This window comes from Solemya pervernicosa gill symbiont (assembly GCF_002020875.1).
Taxonomy (GTDB): Bacteria; Pseudomonadota; Gammaproteobacteria.
Genome location: NZ_MPRL01000013.1, coordinates 21,234 through 41,634, shown reverse-complemented (window position 1 = coordinate 41,634; position 20,401 = coordinate 21,234). Strand labels below are relative to the sequence as shown.

The window sequence follows — 20,401 nt, the reverse complement described above, 5'->3', positions numbered from 1 at the left end:
TTCCTCAATTAAAAAGGGCTGTTCCAGACGATTTTTCCACCCGATTCACCGACTTGGGCCTGGAATGGTTCACAGATCCAGCGATCGCCGATCGCTGCCAACTCATTATCGAGGTAGATCAACGGAATCCGCCCTCGCTGCCAGGGCGGTACGCCCAGCTCCTGCAGCAGCTGCTTGAGTTTTCTGTGATGAGCATGGCCTGAAATTTTGCAGTATTCACCTCCACGACGAAATGAGACGCTCAGCTCGCAGCGCTCAAGATGAGCAACTGCGACTCCCTCACCCGTCACCTTCTGAATCTGCAATGTACCTAGTGACTGCGGCAGTTCAATGACACTCTCTTGGTGCCAAACCAGTGACAGCGCTCTATCAGGTGCCTCTGCAAGCGGCTGCATTAGATAGAGACGTCCCTGATAGCGTCTGACCTCCGCACCACGCCACTTGACCAAGGGCATCGCATCCTCTTTCGCCGGTAGCAACTGCTGCATGATCGCATCCAGACGCCGGCTATCGGGTAACGGTAGATGGTGGCTGGCAACCCAGAATCGGATCAGATTCCGTTGTCGAGAGTCCGAGAGCCGATTGAGCTCACTGACAAGCAGCGTGTCGCGACGCTGAACTCCCTGCAGATCTAATTCAGCGAGTTGATCGAGAAGGTCTGATGCCTCGGCACAGTTGCTCGCAGATCGTGACACCGTTCTGGCAACCGCCGGCCAGCGACGCTGCAGCAAGGGCATGATCTCATGACGAAGATAGTTCCGATCGAAACCGGTATCACCGTTGCTTGGATCATCGATCCAGCTCAATTGATGTTTAGCGGCATACGCCTCTAGCTCTGCTCGTGAAAACTCAAGCAGCGGTCGAAACAGCTCTCCTCGACCAAAGGGAGTAGTAGTTGGCATCGAAGCAAGGCCCTTCGGCCCAGCGCCACGCATTAGCTGCAGCATCAGCGTCTCTGCCTGGTCCTCCTGATGGTGCGCAGTGAGCAGTAGATCTCCCGGCTCAATCAGTGATTCCAACGTTGCGTATCGGGCATTGCGAGCGGCCGCCTCTGGACTCTCGCCTTTTGAAGCGTGTGCCTCGACCTTGATTTCGTGATATTCAACACCGAGCGAACTGGCCATATCACGACACATTACACCCCATCCGGAAGATTCAGGCTGAAGCTGGTGATCGATATGCACGGCGCGTAGCGAGGACGCAGCCATTTCAGAGCTGCATTGCGACAAGAGATGAAGCAGAACAGAAGAGTCGATTCCGCCACTGAGTGCAATCCAGTAGCGGTGCGTGCCTGCTGTTTGCTTGAGGAAGTGTTGGAGTGCTGCCGGAGTGAGTTCCATGCGGCTGCCGTGACTACTCCTTGAAGACACCGTAACGCATCAAGTGGTCGTATCGATCACTGAGCAGATCGTCGGTCGACTTGTTTTCAATACGATCAAGGCTGGAGAGCAGCGCCTGTTTGAGACTATCAGCCATCGCATCGGTATCACGATGCGCGCCACCGAGTGGCTCACCGATAATCTGGTCAATCAGCCCAAGTTCTTTGAGTCGTTCCGAGGTTATACCCAGTGCTTCAGCAGCATCTGAGGCCTTCTCGGCGCTCTTCCAAAGGATTGAGGCACAACCCTCTGGAGAGATAACCGAATAGGTGCTGTACTGCAACATCATCACCCAGTCGCCCACACCGATAGCCAACGCACCGCCCGAGCCACCTTCACCGATAACCGTACAGATAATTGGCGTTTTCAGAGTCGACATTTCAAACAGATTACGAGCAATCGCCTCACTCTGACCACGCTCTTCAGCACCAACACCGGGGTAGGCACCGGGGGTGTCGATAAAGGTGCAGATCGGCATCTCAAATCGCTCTGCCATCTTCATCAGGCGAAGCGCCTTACGGTAGCCCTCGGGACGCGGCATGCCAAAATTACGATGCAACTTCTCTTTGGTATCACGTCCCTTTTGATGGCCAATCACCATCACCGGGCGTCCATCAAGACGAGCCACACCTCCAACTATTGCCGGGTCATCAGCAAAGGCACGATCGCCGTGCAACTCCTGGAAATCGGTGAAAATCTTTTCGATATAGTCGTGGGTATAGAGACGCTGCGGATGACGTGCCAGCTGGGATACCTGCCAAGCATCAAGCGAGCTAAAAATTCGGGCCGTCAGTGCCTGACTTTCGGACTGAAGCTGGGATATCTCCTTATCGATATCGATTTCGTTGTCTTCTCCAACGAAACGGAGCTCCTCAATCTTCGCCTCAAGTTCAGCGATAGGTTGTTCAAAATCTAGAAAATTCAAGTCCATAACGTCGCTTCTTAATTCTGTTCTGTAATATGCGCTGCGCTCAAGTTACCTGCTGCACCAATCAGATGCAAGCCAGTTCAGCCGTACTCAACCGTCACCGATTCGGTTCCGGCAACCTCACGCAGCCGATGCAGTAGATTATCGCTCGGATGGACACTCCACGCATCTCCCAGAGTCAGTGGACCACGGGCATCACTGCGCAGGTAGTCGATACAGACCTTACAGCGCCCTTCGGTAAAAGGACGCAGTGCAGCAGCGATCGAATCGACCACCCCCTCCCCCATTCGTGCCGAATCGAGGTGAATCATCAGATGTTTCGCGTGGCGCTCACGCGCCTGTTCAATATCGAACAGCTCTCGTGCCTTCATGCGAAAACCACCGGAGTAGTCGTCATAGCTAAGACCGCCTTCAACCACCAGCACTCGGTCTTTATTGAGGATATTACGATACTTCTGGTAGTCGTCATCAAAGAGCTGCACTTCGATTCTGGCGGTTCGATCATCAAGTGTGATGAAAGACATCTTGCCTCGGCGCGTGTTCATCATTCGGATACCGACAACCAGCCCCGCCAGCATGACAATTTTCTCACGCTGTCGACCACCGCCGCCCTGACCACCAGCGGGTGGCGTCATCTCATCACCGACAAACTTCTCGATTCGTCCACTGGTAAAGTGCTCTATTTCGGCCTCGTAACGTTCTATCGGGTGCCCAGTCAGATAGAGTCCCAAGGTCTCTTTCTCGCCCTGTAGCCGCTGCTCATCATCCCACTCAGGTAGTGTCACAAGGGTAACGGGGGCTGCACTATCCTCGTTGGTTCCACCGAATAGATCCGCCATGCCTGCGCTCTCATTATTAGCGTGCTGATCGGCCGCTTTAAGTGCATCAGGCAACTGCGCCATCAGTGAGGCACGATTCACCCCTTCAAAACAATCAAAGGCACCGGCACGAATTAGGGACTCCATGACGCGTTTGTTCGCTTTACGCAGATCGATACGACGGCAGAGATCGAATAGATCCTGATAGAGACCATTATCAAGACGTTCGGCAACGATCCCCTCAATAGCCGCCTCACCTACCCCCTTGATAGCGCCAAGACCATAGACGATGACGTTCTCATCGGTAACGGAGAAGGCGTGCTCTGAAAAATTAACGTTGGGTGGTGTTACTTCCAGCTCCATGGAGCGGCACTCTTCAATCAGCGTTACTACCTTATCTGTGTTATCCATATCAGCAGATAGCACCGCCGCCATAAAGGCTGCAGGATAGTAGGTCTTGAGCCAGATGGTCTGGTAGGAGACCAATGCATAGGCAGCCGAGTGCGATTTATTGAAACCGTAACCGGCGAACTTCTCTACCAGGTCGAAGATCTTCATCGCCAGCACTGAATCGACACCGTTTTGCTCTGCACCCTCGGCAAACACGGTACGCTGCTTGGCCATCTCTTCGGGCTTTTTCTTACCCATCGCACGGCGCAGCATGTCGGCACCGCCGAGGCTATACCCGGCCAGTACCTGAGCGATCTGCATGACCTGCTCCTGGTAGAGAATAACGCCGTAGGTTGGATCGAGAATTTGCTTTAGTGATTCGTGCTGATATTTCGCATCGGGATAGGAGACAGGTTCACGACCGTGTTTACGATCGATAAAGTTATCAACCATGCCCGACTGCAGTGGACCGGGGCGAAATAGCGCCACCAGCGCGATAATATCTTCAAAACAGTCGGGTTGAAGACGTTTGATAAGATCCTTCATACCACGTGATTCGAGCTGGAAAACGGCTGTGGTCTGACACGCCTTAAGGAGTTTAAAACTCTTCTCATCCTCAAGTGGAATCGCGCTGATATCGACCGGCTCCTCGCCATTCGCTACGCGCTTGCGATTAATCGTCTTCAGCGCCCAATCGATAATGGTCAGGGTACGCAGACCGAGAAAGTCGAACTTGACCAGCCCCACTGCCTCCACATCATCCTTGTCGAACTGGCTAACCAGATTACCGCCGCCCTCTTCACAGTAGAGCGGAGAGAAATCGGTCAGCTTGGAAGGGGCGATGACAACACCACCAGCATGTTTGCCGGCGTTTCTTGCACAACCCTCTAGCGCTCGCGCCAGATCGACCAGGGCACGCACCTCATCCTCATCCTGATAGGCGCGCTTGAACTCCTCTTCCTCAAGCGCCTTCTCCAGCGTCATACCGATCTCAAACGGAATCATCTTGGCGATGCGATCGACAAAACCGTAGGGGTGCCCGAGCACACGACCTACATCACGCACGACCGCCTTGGCCGCCATCGAACCGTAGGTAATGATCTGCGAGACCTTCTCACGGCCATAGTGTTCGGCTACATAGTCGATAACCCGATCGCGTCCCTCCATGCAGAAGTCGACATCGAAATCAGGCATCGAGACACGTTCGGGATTAAGGAATCGCTCGAACAGCAGGTCATATTCAAGCGGATCAAGATCGGTAATCGTCAGTGCATAGGCAACCAGTGAACCGGCACCCGAACCACGTCCCGGTCCGACCGGTACATCGTTCTCCTTCGCCCATCGAATAAAATCAGCAACGATCAGGAAGTAACCGGGGAAACCCATGCTATTGATAACGTCGAGTTCGATCTCAAGGCGCTCATCATAGGGTTTGCGAAGCTCTGCGAAGTCTGCAGACGCTTTATCGAAAATGCGCTCAAGACGCTGCTCAAGTCCCTGCCGTGACTCTTCTCGGAAGAACTCCGCCTCAGTCATGCCGGGGGGGATCGGGAAGTCGGGTAGAACCGGCGTACCCAGATTCAATTCGAGATTACAGCGTCGGGCTATTTCAACACTGTTGGCTATCGCCTCAGGAATATCGGAAAAAAGCTCCGCCATCTCCTCTGGTGAACGCAGATACTGCTGTTCTGAATGACGTTTGGGTCGTCGTTTGTCATCCAGAGTACGTCCATCGTGAATACAGACGCGTGCCTCGTGTGCTCCAAAGTCATTCTGCTTAAGAAAGTGGACATCGTTGGTGGCCACCACTGGCAGACGATGCTGCATCGCCAGCTCTACGGCGGCGTGCAGATAGCGCTCCTCATCGGCCCTTCCGGTTCGCTGCAGTTCGAGATAGTAGCTATCGGGAAAGAGTCGTTGCCAAGCCATCAGCAGTTCATTGGCTTGCGTTTGATTACCGGCTATCAGTGCTTGCCCAACATCTCCCTCTCGCCCACCGGAGAGTGCGATTAGTCCTGCGGTTGTCCCTTCGAACCAAGCTCTTTTCAGGATCGGGATACCACGCACCTGCCCTTCCGTATAGCTGCGCGATATCAGCTCTGAGAGATTAAGATACCCCTCACTATCCTTGCACAGCAGCACTAGTCGACTCGGCGCCCCGCTCTCTTCATCACCCTCAATCCAGACATCAGCACCAACGATTGGTTTGATACCAGCACCCAGAGCCGCACGATAGAACTTGACCATTGCAAATAGATTGCTCTGATCGGTGACCGCAACTGCCGCCATCCCTGCGGCTGCCACGGATTTAACCAACGGCTTGATGCGCACGATACCGTCGACAAGCGAGTATTCAGTATGGGTACGTAGATGGACAAAGGGGGGAGTCATGAGATGAAGTTTCCGGGATTACCCCGACTCTTTCAAGGCTTGACAGCACTCAATATGGATCTGATTTAAGACTCAAGCAGACGCCGTACCGGCGCATAGGAGCGACGGTGAATCGGAGTAATTCCTAGCTCCTCAAGTGCCTGTAGATGTTTCTTGCTGGGATAACCTTTGTGACCCGCCAACCCGTAACCGGGATAGATGCGATCCATCTCAACCATCTCGTGATCGCGGCTAACCTTGGCCAGTATCGAGGCAGCACTGATCGATGCAACTTTGCTGTCACCTTTAACAATCGACTCAGCACTACAGGGCAACAGTGTTGGACACTTATTTCCGTCAATCAAGGCGTGCTCGGGGAGTGGATCAAGTTGTTCAATAGCGCGACGCATTGCAAGCAGACTCGCCTGTAGAATATTGATCTCATCGATCTCTGCCACCTCGGCCCGCCCCAATGCCCAGGCAAGTGCCTTTTCACGTATCTCTTCGGCCAGTATCTCTCGGCGCTTTTCACTCAACTTCTTCGAGTCAGCCAACCCCTCAATGGGTTGTTCTGGATCGAGAATAACAGCCGCAGCCACCACAGGACCTGCGAGTGGACCACGCCCAACCTCATCGACACCTGCAACCAGCTTTGTGTCAGCCGCAAAGATCAGTTCTATCTGATCACTCATGAGTGCATTAACTCCAAAAGCGCATCGGCTGCACTCTCACTCGCATTGAGCCGCAGTGACTGATGAATCCGATTAAACTGCTGCGCAAGCTCACATTTTTTCCCGATCTCACTATCGAGCAGACGCAATAAGGCACCACCAAGGGAGTCAGGCGTCGCTGCATCCTGGATAAACTCTTCAACCAGTGGACTGTCGGCAAGCAGGTTGGGCAATGAAACATATTTACTTTTCAACATGCCAATCCCATAGAGCAGAAAATTAGTTAACTTGGCTAGGCGATAGGCGACCACCATCGGCCGATTGATCAACATCGCTTCCAATGAAGCGGTTCCAGAGGCGAGTAGTACCGCATCCGAAGCAGCCATTACCTGTGAGGCCTGCCCATCAAATAGTTCGATTTCGAGACCGGGAGCACGCTGTTTCAGCACAGTTTCAAAGTATGTTCGTATCTTCGTATTTGCCAGTGGCACCACAAACTTCAAACCCATTCGCTGTTTGTCACACCAGTTCGCCGTAGCGATAAAGAGTTCACTGAGTCGCGACACTTCACTCATACGGCTGCCCGGAAGCAGGGAAATTATGCTGGCCTCCGCTGGTAAACCAAGCCTCTCTCGCGCTTCGTGACGATCAACTTCAAGAGGTATCTGATCGGCTAGTGGATGACCAACAAAACGAACCGGTAACGAATGAGATTCGTAAAAGGCGCTCTCGAAGGGAAACAGCGTCAACATCAGATCAACAGAACGTGCAATCTTCCTTACTCGCCCTTGTCGCCATGCCCAGACGGATGGACTGACATAGTGCGCGGTCTTAATACCTCGCTCACGGAGTTTGCGTTCAAGAGTTAGATTGAAATCGGGTGCATCGATACCGATGAATAGATCAGGCGGATCAGCAATGAAGTACTTCACCAGATCAGCACGAATAGAGAGCAGTTCACGGAGACGACCAAACACCTCTGAGATACCCATTACCGAGAGGCGTTCCATCGGGTAGAGTGAGTTGCAACCCAGCGCCACCATCTTTGGACCACCAATACCTACAAATTCAACATTCGGTATTCGCTGTTGCAGCGCACACATCAAGGCGGCGCCGAGTGTATCACCCGATGCCTCTCCGACTACGACTCCAATACGTAACATCGCTGTGTGAAACTGATCAGCTTCTGTGATTAGCGGACGATGCCACGGGTCTGGCGCTGTAGGAACTCGATGAGAATATTCAGCTCACTACAGGCTGCAGACATCTCTTCGAGTACGCGTATCGCCTCACCAAGTCCCAGGCCGGAGCGGTAAAGGACCTTATAGGCCTTGCGCAGCGTCGACATCGCTTCAGCACTATAACCACGACGCTTGAGTCCCTCTGAGTTAAGACCGTGCGGATGTGCAGGGTTTCCGTTGACCATTACAAAGGGCGGCACATCTTTGGCAATCGCACTGCCCATCCCGCAAAAGGCGTGAGCACCGATTGAGCAGAACTGATGAACCAGTGTGAATCCGCCAAGTATTGAATAGTCATCGACGGTGACGTGTCCCGCCAGTGAGGTGCCGTTGGCAAAGATTGTATTATTTCCAACGATGCAGTCGTGCGCTATGTGTACATAGGCCATGACCCAATTGTCGTCACCAAGCTTGGTGAGATTACCGCCCTGGGTTGTCCCTCGACTGAAGGTGCAATATTCACGAATGACGTTGCGATCACCTATCTCCAGAAGGGTTGGCTCATCGGCATACTTCTTGTCCTGCGGGTCACCACCAAGTGAGGCAAACTGATAGATCTTGTTCTCAGCACCAATTCTTGTGGGCCCCTCGATCACTACATGAGGACCGATCGTGGTCCCATCACCGATCTCAACATCGGCACCAACTATCGAATAGGGTCCTACCGAAACATTACTGCCCAGCTTTGCATTTGGATCAATGATCGCTGCTTGGTGAATCAAGATTCAATTTCTCTCTCTGTACACATAATCTCAGCCGTCGCCACGACAGCATCGTCGACCTTTGCAACGGCATCAAACACCCAGATACCACGTTTAACCCGAAGCAGATTGACCGTCAGGATCAGTTGATCACCCGGTCCAACCGGTTTTTTAAAACGAGCCTTGTCGATACCAACAAAATAGTAGAGCGTATTACGCTCCTCCGGCTGCTCCTCTGTACGAAACGCTAGTAGCCCTGTTGCTTGAGCCATTGCCTCAAGGATGAGTACACCCGGCATAATCGGCTTTTGTGGAAAATGGCCCGGGAAAAAGGGTTCATTAACCGTCACATTTTTGAGCGCAGTCAGTGTTTCGCCCGGAACAATATTGAGCACGCGATCGATCAGCAAAAATGGGTAGCGGTGAGGAAGTAACTTCATCACCTCATTAATTTCTATAGTTTCCAAGACACCAATCCTTTTCTGTTGTTATCACGTGTTTAGTGGCTGAAACGAGCCATAATACCACGCTCAGCGATCTTCCAACGCCTTGATTTTACGCGCCATTGCATCGAGCTGCTTCATTCTAACGGCATTCTTTCGCCACTCCCCGCTCTCCTGCAGAGGTGATCCTGATGAGTAGCTACCCGGATGACGAATACTCTTGGTAACCACTGACATGCAGCTAATATGCACATCGTCGACGATCTCAATGTGACCAACTACCACTGCTGCACCGGCGATAGTGCAGCGCTTTCCAATTTTGGCCGATCCTGCGATACCGGTGCATGCAGCAATTGCGGTGTGCGCACCGATATGGGCGTTGTGAGCGACCTGAATCAGGTTATCGAGCTTCACTCCTTCTTCGATCACGGTATCTTCTAGCGCACCACGATCAACCGTGGTATTGGCTCCAATTTCAACGTCGTCGCCAACTGTTACCGAACCAATCTGCGGCACCTTCTCCCAGACGCCATTGTTGTTGGCGAGACCAAAACCATCACCACCAATAACAACTCCTGGGTGGAGTAGCACTCGTTCACCAATGCATACGCCATCACAGAGGGTGACATTTGCCACCAGCCTACTGGCTGCACCTACCACGACGCCCTTACTGATGACAGAACCCGGACCTATCTGCACACCCGCACCAATACTTGCCCCTCGATCGATAAAACAGTTGGCACCAATCGAGGCTGTCGGATCAATGGTTGCATCATCACTGACAGTGGCCGATGGATGACAGCCAGCAGACGCCTGTGGCTCAGGGTATAGAAGCTTTGCGATCTGTGCGTAGATGGCACGTGGATTATCAACCACCAACGCATCAACAGGCGAGGCATCGACCTCCTGGTATGAAATCACCACGGCCTCAGCCGTAGTATTCAGAAGCTCCTGTCGATAGCGACTGTTTGTAAAAAAAGAGAGTTGATTCGGCCCCGCGTTATTTAATGTTGCTATCGCGGAGATTGACCGGGAGGGATCGCCGCGGAGCTCGGCATTTGTCAGCTCCGCAAGCTCACCCAGTGTATATGACACGGCTACCGACCCTGCTACTGATTATTTACCGAACTCTGCCTTGAGGCGTTTCATCACCGCTTCAGTCAGATCGACACGAGTACTCGCGAAAATAACACCCTCGCCCATCACGATATCGAACTTCTGACTCTTCGCCTCTGCGGTGATTGCGTCATACACAGTTCGCTGTAGTTTTCTCAGCTCTTCATTACGACGAATATTGAAGTCCTCACGGAACTCCTCCTGGCTTCTCTTCAGATCGCGTTTCTGGTCACGGATAGAGCGTTCAAGGTCACGGCGCGCTGATTCGCTCATGATTGCTCCATCTTTGGATAGCATATCTTCATCTTTACTCAGCGCCTTCTTTCCGGAGACAAGCAGCTCATCGCGAGACTTGAACTCCTTAGCGAGCAGATCCCTTGCCGCCTTGGCGTGTGGGGTGGATTCAAGCAGTTTCGCCGTATTAACAAAACCAACCTTGTACTCCTGAGCCCAGGCGGTACCTGTGGTCGCTGCAAGCATCAGGAGTGAAACAAATAGTGCGGAGATCTTTTTCAAAGCAGAATCCTCGTTTTAATTCTAGAAGGTTGAGCCCAGTGTGAACTGGAATGACTCAGTCTCATCACTGCTCTTGTCGTTAAAGGGAAATGCGTAGCTGAAGCTCATGGGCCCAAGCGGTGAAAGCCAGGTAGCGGCAACACCCGCCGAGTAGCGTAGCTCTTCGGCATCAAAGTCCTGCACGGTACCGTAGACACTACCGATATCACCGAAGAGACTCATGCGGAAAGTATTGCTATCGAGTGCGAAGGGAAATGGGAAGATCAGCTCACCATTACCCACCAGTTTCAGATTGCCACCCAAGGGATTATTACTTGAGTCACGTGGACCGATGGTGTTGTCTCTGAAACCACGAATAGAACGTATACCACCCGCATAGTAGTTTCGGAAGAAGGGAAACTCTTCCGTTTCTCCATAACTCTCGCCATAGGCAACATTAGCCTTGATCGCCATGGTCAGGTGCTTGGCAATTGGGAAGTAACGGTTATGGCGATATGAGAGTGTGTAGTACTCAAGATCGAGTCCCGGAACAGTGATATCTGCATTCAAACTCTGCAGCCCTCCCTCCGTCGGGAAGACCACCTTATTACGGGTATCGTGTGCCCAACCCAGACGTAGCGAGACGTTATCGAAGACATCACCTTCATTGGCTAGGAAATCTGTAATCTCTGTTGAGGTGTAGGGCCCAGTATGTACGGCCAGGTTCTCATAGGAGAGGCCCAATGAGACGGTATCGTATTCATTGATTGGGATATCCATCGTGATACCGAGGCCCTTACTATCGGTCGTATAACTCGAAATGTTTGCCTCTTCCGCGTCGGTCTCTTTATAACTCGCATTCAGACCGAGACTCAGCCCGTCCATGGTGAAGTAGGGATCGAGGTAAGAGAGACTGTATACGGTGTTGACGTCACTGTTGTTGAAGGCGAGAGAAACCCGTTTGCCCTCACCCAGGAAATTATCCTGGGTAATACTGGCATTGAAAATTGCACCCTGAGTCTGTGAGTAGCCGACCGCCGCCATCAGATTACCCGAAGGTTTCTCATCAACTGAGAAGTTTACATCGACCTGATCCGCACTCCCCGGTACTGCGGGTGTTTCAACATTGACACGATCGAAGTAGTTGAGACGTTGTAGTCGAATACGTGAGCGGTTGACCTTCGAGGTTGAAATCCAGCCACCCTCTATCTGGCGCATCTCGCGACGTAACACCTCATCCTTGGTCTTGGTATTACCAATAAAGTTAATGCGTCGGACATAGACACGATTGCCGGGATCAACAAAGAAGGTCAATGCGACCTGTTTCTTCTCCTTGTCGATATCGGGAATGGTATTCACATTGGCAAAGGCGTAACCATCATCTCCAAGGCGGTCACTGATTGCGCTCGAGGCAGTGGTGGTCTTCTTCCGTGAAAAGGTCTCACCATTGTCGATCTTAACCAGAGGTAGAAGCTCCTCAGCTGGAACCACGAGATCACCCGCCATTTTCACACTACTGATTGTATAGACATCACCCTCGGTGAGATTGATGGTGACATAGATATCTTTCTTGTCGGGTGTAATGGAGACCTGAGTCGAGTTAATCACGAAATTGATATATCCGCGATTGAGGTAGAACGAGCGCAGCATCTCCAGATCGGCACTCAGCTTCTCACGAGAATACTGGTCTGATTTGGTATAAAAAGAGAACATCGTCGAGGTGCTGAGCTGGAATTCATCGAGCAGGTCACCATCATCAAACGCCTCATTGCCGATGATGTTGATCTCCTTGATACGTGCCGCACGCCCCTCGGAGACATCGATATTGATATCAACACGGTTGCGCTCCAACGGGGTCATGGTGGACTGAATCTTCACACCATACTTCCCGCGCGCAAAGTACATGCGCTGCAGCTCCTGCTCCACCTTGGCCAGCAGTGAGCGGTCAAACACACGACCTTCGGCCAGACCGACCTGCTTCAGGCCCTCGAGCAGCTGTTCGGTCTCGATATCCTTATTGCCACTGATATTGACGTCTGAGATCGCCGGGCGCTCCACCACGAAGACCACTAAAACGTCGCCCTCACGCTCAAGACGAACATCTTTGAAAAAACCGGTTTTAAACAGTGACCTGATTGAATCACTGGAGCTGGAGTCGTTAAGCTGGTCGCCGACCTTGACCGGCAGGTAGTTAAATACCGTGCCTGCCGAGATGCGCTGCAGTCCCTCTACCCTAATATCTTTGATCTCAAAGCTCTCTACCGCGAATACCTGGGTGGTTGGGAGCAGTAGAAGAAGCAGAAAACGCCTAAATATCGTCATTACCAAACCATTGTTGATTATTAGTTAAAAAGCTTCCAACCCTTGCCGATAAGCCCCTGTTATTCAACAGATAAGCCTGACAAGATCGTTATAGAGCGCCAACATCATCAGCAGTAGCAGTGCAGCGATGCCATATCGTTGACCGGCAAGCTGAGCCTCCTCTGACAGGGGCGATCCCTTGACGGATTCTACAAGGTAATAGAGTAGATGCCCACCATCGAGAACGGGAATTGGCAGTAAATTCAGCACACCGAGGCTGACACTAACCAGCGCCATAAAACCAAGCAGTGCCGACAAACCAATTCTGCTCGATTCGCCGGCGTATTTTGCAATTGTTACCGGTCCGCTCAGGTTGTTCAGCGACACCTCGCCCAACAGCATTTTACCAATCATCTTCACCGTCAGCAGTGAGACATCCCAGGTGCGAGTAAGTGCCCGGCTGGCGGAATCAAGCGGTGAATAGGCCGTTTCAATACGAAGATTACTTCCGTATCCCACTGGCACCTTGGCCGAGGCGCCCATGTACCCGTAGCCTTCAGCACAGCGCGCGCCCTTTCTACCCAATTTGAGTGCAAGTTCAACCGACTCACCACCTCGTTCAACCACAACCCTGATCAGCGATTCAGGGCGCTCACGGACATATTTCGTCCACTCGCTCCATCCCTCAAAGCTCAGATCGTTCGCTGATAAGATTCGATCACCGGCAAGAAAGCCAGCCCGCTCAGCAGGGCCATTCTGTTCGAGCGATGCAATCAACGGAGGTATCTCTGGTCGCCAAACGCTCAGACCGAGATTCTTCAATAGATCGCTTTTTTTAAGGGCATCAGGGGCGCGGGAGAGATCCAGTCTCCGCTCTAGGAGACCAACCTCGGGGCGAATCACCTCAACATTTACCGCCTCGCCCTTGACCGTCGCCTCTAGCAGCGTGAAGAGAGCCTCTTCCCAGGAGTTAATACTGGAACCGTCAATGGTGCGAATCTCATCACCACTGATAAAACCAGCAGCAGATGAGATCGTCTGCGGGGCCACATCACCAATAACAGGTCGCACCCCACTGACACCATGCATAAACATCAGCCAGTAAGCGAAAATCGCAAAAATAAAATTGAAGACCGGCCCTGCTGCGACAATGGCCGAACGAACCGGAAGTGATTTTCGGTTAAAGGCCTGTGGCAGGTCTTGAGGATCGACCTCACCCTCTCGCTCATCGAGCATCTTGACGTAGCCACCCAACGGAATCGCAGCGACCACATACTCGGTCTGATCTCGGCCCTGCCACTTGATAAGGGGTTTGCCGAAGCCGATAGAGAAACGCAACACCTTCACACCGAGACGACGGGCCACCCAGAAGTGGCCAAACTCGTGTGCGGTAATCAGCACACCAACAACAAGAACAAATGAGGCGATCGATACGAGCAATTGACTCATATCCTAGCGCTGCACTTCGGCAGACACCCTCTCAGTGGCGCACGCTCTGGCCTCACTATCCGCAGCGAGTACCTGATCAAGCGAATCGGCGGCTGTGACGCTGATCTCAGTGAGTACCGATTCGATCAACTGCGGTATCTGGGTGAAACGAATCTGCTTTCCAAGGAAGGCATCAACCGCAACCTCATTAGCAGCATTCAATATCGACGGTGCCGTGCCTCCCGTACTGATCGCTTCGTAGGCGAGTCGTAGACAGGGGAAACGGTCGAGATCGGGCTGTTCGAAGTTGAGTTGTGCAATCGCGAACAGATCGAGATTCTCCACACCGGAGCTGATTCGATCTGGCCATGCCAGAGCATGTGCTATAGGTGTGCGCATATCCGGGTTGCCTAGCTGTGCCAACACGGAACCATCGTTATACTGCACCATCGAGTGGATCACGCTCTCAGGATGTACGACTACCTGTATCAGCTCTGGTGAGGTATGAAAGAGCCAGCAGGCCTCTATCACCTCCAATCCTTTATTCATCATCGTCGCCGAATCGACCGAAATCTTTCGACCCATCTCCCAGTTCGGGTGTGCACAGGCCTGGTCAGGCGTCACATCGTGGAGCTGATCAATCGGCATGGTTCGAAATGGTCCACCCGATGCCGTCAGCAATATCTTATTCACGCCAACCTTTTCCAGACCCGACACAAAGTTCTGCGGCATGCTCTGGAAAATTGCATTGTGCTCACTATCGATCGGCAGTAACTCGGCACCATTAGCCTTCACCTCTTCCATAAAGAGATGACCTGACATGACTAACGCCTCTTTATTGGCGAGCAGCACCCGTTTACCAGCGCGTGCCGCTGCAAGGGTTGGCATCAATCCGGCTGCCCCAACTATCGCTGCCATCACATAGTCAACCTCTGCAGCGGATGAGACTCGCTCAAGACCTTCGACACCCGAGAGTACTTCAGTATCGACATCAAGACTTGCAAGCTTACCCACAAGTCGCTCTGCAGATGAAGAATCGGCCATTACCGCGTAGCGGGGATTAAATTGAACAACCTGCTCAGTGAGTCGCTCCACATCACGATTAGCCGTAAGGGCATAGACAAGGTACTGCTCCGGATGGCGCGCTAATACATCAAGCGTACTTACACCAATCGAACCGGTGGCTCCAAGAACCGTGATTGAAATCACCACTTCCCTCCCAGAAGAGACAGACCGAGCAGAAAGATGGGGGCTGCCGCGAGTAGACTATCGATTCGATCCAGCACACCGCCATGCCCCGGCAACAGCTGTCCACTATCTTTAAGACCGATGCGTCGTTTAAGCAGACTTTCGTAAAGGTCTCCAGCAATCGAGAAGAGAGCCGTTATCAAACTCACAACAACGAGCAACAGACCCTGCTCAATATTTAGACCAAAGAGATAGGCTCCAAGAAGCGCCCAAATTGAAACGGCCAACAGTGCACCGAACGCGCCCTCGAGGGTCTTACCGGGACTTACATAACGCGCAAGACGGTTCTTTCCAAAACGTCTTCCAGAGAAGTAGGCACCACTATCAGCCACCCAGATCAAGGTAAGCATATAGAGTAGCGAAAGCGCACCACTGGGCAGCGTCTCATCAACGACAGGAGAGAATTGCCCGCGGTGAATTAGTAGTAATGCAAGCCAGGTAGAACTGAGTAGCCAGAGACCTGCGACAGCATGAAAGAGGCGCGTCACAACGGTTACACCGCTCTCACCCCGATAACGAACAATCGCTGCAATTATCACAACCCAGACAACTGCGGTTGCGATAAGTAGATTCGTTACCAGAACAGGTATTTCAGAAAGCGTCCATCCGGCATAGAGCAGTAGAATCAACAGGATCAGATAGGCCAGTTTGGCAAGAGGACGCTCAAGACCAATCAGACGCCCCCACTCCCACGCTCCTGCAAGCGCAATCGCTGCAAATAGTATGGAGAGCTGTGACGAGCTGAGGCCGAAGATAGCGGCGAAGGCAATCAGTATGAGGACAGCTGCTGTAATCAGACGCTGTTTAAGCACCCTTGATCTGCTCCACCTGATTACCGGTCATTCCAAATCGACGTTGGCGATTGGCAAACGACTCGAGTGCCGACGCAAACGCTTCAGTTTTAAAATCTGGCCACAAGGTGTCGGTAAAATAGAGTTCTGAATAGGCGAGCTGCCACAGCATAAAATTACTGATACGCATCTCTCCACCAGTACGGATAAAGAGATCGGGCTCAGGAAGCTCTCGGAGCGAGAGGTAACGTTCGATATGCTCGGAGGTAATCGCATCGGGTGCAAGATTGCCTTCAGCAACCTCCCGAGCGACTCCACGCATCGCTTCAGTGATATCCCATCTTCCGCCGTAGTTAACGGCAATGGTAAAGGTCAAACCACTATTTTCGATTGTCAGCTCCTGTGCAGCTGCAATCTCTTTCTGTAATTTCTTCGGGAAGGCAGAGATATCGCCGATAAAGTTCATGCGAACCTTATTTTTATGCAGTCGTTTTATTTCACGGCGCAGACTGATCAAAAACAGATCCATCAGCAGGCCGACTTCCTCTTTAGGTCGTCGCCAATTCTCACTACTGAAGGCAAAAACTGTAAGCGCTTTAATGCCTTTATCACTACAGCACCGAACCACCTGCCGTAGCGAATCAACCCCGGCCTTGTGTCCTGAGAAGCGCATTTTTTTACGCTGTTCTGCCCAGCGACCGTTGCCATCCATGATGATGGCAACATGACGCGGCACGGCACTACCCAGTCGTTCTAAGTCGGGTTGTTCGACAGAGTCGTTCATCTTCTATTTATGACTCTCTTTCCATACTTATTGTGATTTATGAAGATCCTTTAGATCTCCATCAGATCCTTCTCTTTGATCTCGAGCAGCTTATCAACCTCACCAGTATGTTTGTCGGTGATCTTCTGCACATCATCCTGTGCACGCCGCTCATCATCCTCAGAGATCTCCTTCTCCTTCTGCAGATCCTTGATATCACTCAACACATCGCGGCGGATATTTCGGATCGCCACCTTGGCAGCTTCGCCTTCGCCACGGACGATTTTGATCATGTCCTTACGACGCTCCTCAGTCAACGGAGGTAGCGGCACACGAATCACTTCACCCGCGCTCATCGGATTAAGGCCGAGATCGGAGGTGGCAATCGCCTTCTCGATATCCTTGGTATTACCCTTGTCCCATGGGGTAATTGAAAGGGTGCGTGAATCACTCACTGTAATAGTTGCAGCCTGACTCAACGGCATCAGCTGACCATAGAGCTCTACTTTCACGTGATCGAGCAGACTGGTATGTGCACGGCCAGTTCGGATCTTGGTCAGTTCATTTTTCAGTGATTCAATGCTCTTCCCCATGCGGGTCGTGGCATCCTGCTTCAGTTCATCAATCATGAAAACCTCTCCTATTGAACAATGGTGCCGATGCGCTCGCCAGAGACGATCTTCATCAAAGCACCTTCATTATTAATATCGAATACGCCCAATGGCATCTGTTGATCGCGACAGAGCACCACAGCCGTGGTATCCATGACGCCTAGCTTGCGCTCAACCACTTCGTCATAACTGAGCGTTTCGTAGCGTTCAGCATCTGGATTCTTCATCGGATCGTCTGAGTAGACACCGTCGACCTTGGTTGCCTTAAGCATAATATCGGCGCCAATCTCGATGGCACGCAGACTAGCCGCTGAATCGGTAGTGAAATAGGGATTACCCGTGCCCGCCGCAAATAGCACGACCTCACCGGCCTGCATCGCTGCAAGTGCCTTACGCCGATCAAATGCCTCACAAACGGGAGCCATCGGAATTGCAGACATCACCTTGGCTGGGACGCCGATGCGCTCAAGCGTATCCTGCATTGCCAGTGCATTCATTACTGTCGCCAACATACCCATATAGTCAGCATTCGAGCGCTGCATACCCGATGCCGAGAGACTGATTCCGCGGAAGATATTGCCCCCACCTATCACCAGACCGACCTCTACACCGCGTTTAACAATATCGCGAATCTCACCAGCAACACGTTCGATAACTGCGTTATCAATACCGTAGTCACCGGAACCCATCAGGGCCTCTCCGCTCAGTTTCAGCAGTAGTCGTTTATAGGTCAGCTCGTTTTCAGACATCGGTGCTCCAGCAGAATCGTAATATCGTTGTATTGCTCACCCAGGTTCATGAGCCTCCTATAAAATGGGGTCGCTATGCGACCCCACCTAAAAACTTTAAGGATGGTATGAAACGACCAGAATGCACCGTTCCATACAACCCTTTAGATCATTAACCCTTAACCTGGGCCATGACCTCATCAGCAAAGTTCTCGACCTTCTTCTCGATACCCTCACCTACCTCAAGACGCTCGAAACGGATTACGCTAGCACTCGCACCGCCCAGCAGCTTCTCAACGGTCTGATCGGGATCCTTAACAAAGGGCTGTCCCAGCAGGGTGATCTCTTTAAGGAACTTATTGATACGACCAACAACCATCTTCTCGATGATCTCGGCTGGCTTACCGCTCTCAGCAGCCTGAGCGCTGAAGATTGCCTTCTCTTTCTCGATCACGTCAGCATCGACATCGGCCTCAGAGACACACTGTGGACGACTTGCTGCAACGTGCATCGCAACATCACGAGCCAGCGCCTCATCACCACCTTCCATCTCAACAACCACACCAATGCGGCCACCGTGAAGATAGCTAGCCAGATGACCGTTGCTGGTTTCGAAGGTCGCAAAGCGACGCACACTCATGTTCTCACCGATCTTGGCGATCATCGCCTTGAGCGAGTCAGCAATAGACACGCCATCAGCCATCGTCACTGCCTGCAGTGCATCCATATCGGCAGGCATATTGGCAAGAACGGCCTCAGCAACGGCACTTGCAAAGTTATTGAAATCATCACCCTTGGTAACGAAGTCGGTTTCACAGTTGACCTCAACCATCACCAGTTTTTTGCTGTCATCACTCTTCTTAACAACAATCATGCCTTCTGCGGCGGTACGACCCGCCTTCTTGTCGGCCTTGGCCAGACCACTCTTACGCATGTTCTCGATAGCGGCATCGATATCGCCATCGGTTTCAACCAGTGCCTTCTTGCACTCCATCATGCCGGAACCGGTACGCTCGCGCAGTTCCTTGACCAGTGCTGCAGTGATTGCCATAACTATTTACCTCTATATAAAACGTAATAACTCTGTAGAAAAGCAACCGGTCAGAACGACCGGTTGCACATATTCAGATCGAATAATCAGCCCTTGGCTGCTTCTTCTGCACCCGCTTCCGCCTCGACCTCAGCCTCAGCCTCCTCCTGAACCTCAACAAACTCGTCGCTAGACTTAGTCATTTGCTGAACGTCTGCGGCACGACTATCCATGATGCTGTCAGCCATACCAGCGGTGTAGAGCTGAATAGAACGGATCGCATCATCATTACCAGGAATAACGTAGTCGATATTATCGGGGCTATTGTTGGTATCAACGACACCAATGACAGGAACACCGAGTTTGACCGCTTCCATTACCGCGTTCTTCTCATAGCCAACATCAACGATAAACAGTGCGTCAGGCAGGTAGTCCATGTTCTTGATACCACCCAGACTGCGTTCAAGCTTCTCCTGCTCACGTTTCAGGACCAGTGCTTCCTTCTTACTGAAGCGACTGATACTTCCGTCCTGCTCCATCGCCTCAAGATCCTTCAGGCGCTTAACACGCTGCTTGATGGTCTTGAAGTTGGTCAGCATGCCACCGAGCCAGCGATGGTTTACGAAAGGCATGCCACAACGCTCGGCGTGCTCTTTAACCGCGTTCTGTGCCGCACGCTTGGTGCCGACAAATAGAACCTTACCCTTACGAGCAGCGATGCTACCGATATAATTGGCCGCATCATTGAACAACGGCAGGGTCTGCTCGAGGTTGATGATATGGATCTTGTTACGGTGACCGAAAATGTAGGGAGCCATCTTGGGATCCCAGTAGCGGGTCTGGTGACCGAAGTGAACACCGGCCTCCAACATTTCACGCATTGTTACTTTTGACATTACTTAATTTCTCCAGTTTGGGTTGGGACTCACATAAATCTGGCCGTGCAACC

General features: G+C 52.0%; 18 protein-coding genes. All 18 read right to left on the bottom strand.

The window, feature by feature from the left end:
* Positions 1–8: 8 nt before the first annotated feature.
* The 18 genes from tilS to rpsB all read right to left on the bottom strand — a co-directional run bounded on the left by tilS (position 9) and on the right by rpsB (position 20,348).
* Positions 9–1,340, bottom strand: a complete 1,332-nt coding sequence (tilS, locus tag BOW52_RS04815) for a tRNA lysidine(34) synthetase TilS (RefSeq protein ID WP_078482957.1) — start codon at positions 1,338–1,340, stop codon at positions 9–11.
* A 13-nt stretch (positions 1,341–1,353) separates the two neighbouring features.
* The gene (accA, locus tag BOW52_RS04810) at positions 1,354–2,310 is read right to left on the bottom strand and encodes an acetyl-CoA carboxylase carboxyl transferase subunit alpha (RefSeq protein WP_078482956.1); all 957 of its coding nucleotides are present in this window, start codon (positions 2,308–2,310) and stop codon (positions 1,354–1,356) included.
* Between the two features lie 77 nt (positions 2,311–2,387).
* Positions 2,388–5,906, bottom strand: a complete 3,519-nt coding sequence (gene dnaE / locus BOW52_RS04805) for a DNA polymerase III subunit alpha (RefSeq protein ID WP_078482955.1) — start codon at positions 5,904–5,906, stop codon at positions 2,388–2,390.
* Between the two features lie 65 nt (positions 5,907–5,971).
* Positions 5,972–6,577 (bottom strand): ribonuclease HII, encoded by a 606-nt coding sequence (gene rnhB, locus BOW52_RS04800; RefSeq protein WP_078482954.1) that lies wholly within the window; start codon positions 6,575–6,577, stop codon positions 5,972–5,974.
* A complete protein-coding gene (lpxB, locus tag BOW52_RS04795) occupies positions 6,574–7,719 on the bottom strand; it encodes a lipid-A-disaccharide synthase (protein ID WP_078482953.1) in 1,146 nt (381 codons plus the stop codon). Before lpxB ends, rnhB begins: the two co-directional genes overlap by 4 nt.
* A gap of 29 nt (positions 7,720–7,748) precedes the next feature.
* Complete coding sequence (gene lpxA / locus BOW52_RS04790) at positions 7,749–8,519, bottom strand: acyl-ACP--UDP-N-acetylglucosamine O-acyltransferase (protein ID WP_078482952.1); 771 nt, start codon at positions 8,517–8,519, stop codon at positions 7,749–7,751.
* A complete protein-coding gene (gene fabZ, locus BOW52_RS04785; RefSeq protein WP_078482951.1) occupies positions 8,516–8,965 on the bottom strand; it encodes a 3-hydroxyacyl-ACP dehydratase FabZ in 450 nt (149 codons plus the stop codon). The genes lpxA and fabZ overlap by 4 nt, the downstream gene beginning before the upstream one ends.
* A gap of 63 nt (positions 8,966–9,028) precedes the next feature.
* Positions 9,029–10,036 (bottom strand): UDP-3-O-(3-hydroxymyristoyl)glucosamine N-acyltransferase, encoded by a 1,008-nt coding sequence (gene lpxD, locus BOW52_RS04780; RefSeq protein WP_078482950.1) that lies wholly within the window; start codon positions 10,034–10,036, stop codon positions 9,029–9,031.
* 21 nt (positions 10,037–10,057) lie between these two features.
* Complete coding sequence (locus tag BOW52_RS04775) at positions 10,058–10,573, bottom strand: OmpH family outer membrane protein (RefSeq protein WP_078482949.1); 516 nt, start codon at positions 10,571–10,573, stop codon at positions 10,058–10,060.
* 21 nt (positions 10,574–10,594) lie between these two features.
* A complete protein-coding gene (gene bamA, locus BOW52_RS04770) occupies positions 10,595–12,874 on the bottom strand; it encodes an outer membrane protein assembly factor BamA (RefSeq protein WP_078482948.1) in 2,280 nt (759 codons plus the stop codon).
* 63 nt (positions 12,875–12,937) lie between these two features.
* Positions 12,938–14,302, bottom strand: a complete 1,365-nt coding sequence (gene rseP / locus BOW52_RS04765; protein WP_078482947.1) for an RIP metalloprotease RseP — start codon at positions 14,300–14,302, stop codon at positions 12,938–12,940.
* A gap of 3 nt (positions 14,303–14,305) precedes the next feature.
* On the bottom strand, positions 14,306–15,490 hold the full coding sequence (ispC, locus tag BOW52_RS04760) for a 1-deoxy-D-xylulose-5-phosphate reductoisomerase (protein WP_078482970.1): 1,185 nt from the start codon (positions 15,488–15,490) through the stop codon (positions 14,306–14,308).
* Entirely contained in the window at positions 15,487–16,341 is an 855-nt protein-coding gene (locus tag BOW52_RS04755) for a phosphatidate cytidylyltransferase (RefSeq protein ID WP_172840164.1), read from the bottom strand. Before BOW52_RS04755 ends, ispC begins: the two co-directional genes overlap by 4 nt.
* Complete coding sequence (locus BOW52_RS04750; protein WP_078482945.1) at positions 16,334–17,104, bottom strand: isoprenyl transferase; 771 nt, start codon at positions 17,102–17,104, stop codon at positions 16,334–16,336. The genes BOW52_RS04755 and BOW52_RS04750 overlap by 8 nt, the downstream gene beginning before the upstream one ends.
* 50 nt (positions 17,105–17,154) lie before the next feature.
* A complete protein-coding gene (gene frr, locus BOW52_RS04745; RefSeq protein WP_078482944.1) occupies positions 17,155–17,712 on the bottom strand; it encodes a ribosome recycling factor in 558 nt (185 codons plus the stop codon).
* 11 nt (positions 17,713–17,723) lie between these two features.
* A complete protein-coding gene (pyrH, locus tag BOW52_RS04740) occupies positions 17,724–18,443 on the bottom strand; it encodes a UMP kinase (protein ID WP_078482943.1) in 720 nt (239 codons plus the stop codon).
* Positions 18,444–18,594: 151 nt separating this feature from the next.
* Entirely contained in the window at positions 18,595–19,473 is an 879-nt protein-coding gene (gene tsf, locus BOW52_RS04735; RefSeq protein ID WP_078482942.1) for a translation elongation factor Ts, read from the bottom strand.
* Between the two features lie 86 nt (positions 19,474–19,559).
* Positions 19,560–20,348 (bottom strand): 30S ribosomal protein S2, encoded by a 789-nt coding sequence (gene rpsB, locus BOW52_RS04730; RefSeq protein WP_078482941.1) that lies wholly within the window; start codon positions 20,346–20,348, stop codon positions 19,560–19,562.
* Positions 20,349–20,401 lie beyond the last annotated feature (53 nt).

Bases quoted from the DNA above. Each gene is read 5' to 3' on its own strand.
- tilS (WP_078482957.1), bottom strand. From the start codon at position 1,340: ATGGAACTCACTCCGGCAGCACTCCAACACTTCCTCAAGCAAACAGCA.
- accA (WP_078482956.1), bottom strand. From the start codon at position 2,310: ATGGACTTGAATTTTCTAGATTTTGAACAACCTATCGCTGAACTTGAG.
- dnaE (WP_078482955.1), bottom strand. From the start codon at position 5,906: ATGACTCCCCCCTTTGTCCATCTACGTACCCATACTGAATACTCGCTT.
- rnhB (WP_078482954.1), bottom strand. From the start codon at position 6,577: ATGAGTGATCAGATAGAACTGATCTTTGCGGCTGACACAAAGCTGGTT.
- lpxB (WP_078482953.1), bottom strand. From the start codon at position 7,719: ATGTTACGTATTGGAGTCGTAGTCGGAGAGGCATCGGGTGATACACTC.
- bamA (WP_078482948.1), bottom strand. From the start codon at position 12,874: ATGACGATATTTAGGCGTTTTCTGCTTCTTCTACTGCTCCCAACCACC.
- rseP (WP_078482947.1), bottom strand. From the start codon at position 14,302: ATGAGTCAATTGCTCGTATCGATCGCCTCATTTGTTCTTGTTGTTGGT.
- BOW52_RS04750 (WP_078482945.1), bottom strand. From the start codon at position 17,104: ATGAACGACTCTGTCGAACAACCCGACTTAGAACGACTGGGTAGTGCC.
- frr (WP_078482944.1), bottom strand. From the start codon at position 17,712: ATGATTGATGAACTGAAGCAGGATGCCACGACCCGCATGGGGAAGAGC.
- pyrH (WP_078482943.1), bottom strand. From the start codon at position 18,443: ATGTCTGAAAACGAGCTGACCTATAAACGACTACTGCTGAAACTGAGC.
- tsf (WP_078482942.1), bottom strand. From the start codon at position 19,473: ATGGCAATCACTGCAGCACTGGTCAAGGAACTGCGCGAGCGTACCGGT.
- rpsB (WP_078482941.1), bottom strand. From the start codon at position 20,348: ATGTCAAAAGTAACAATGCGTGAAATGTTGGAGGCCGGTGTTCACTTC.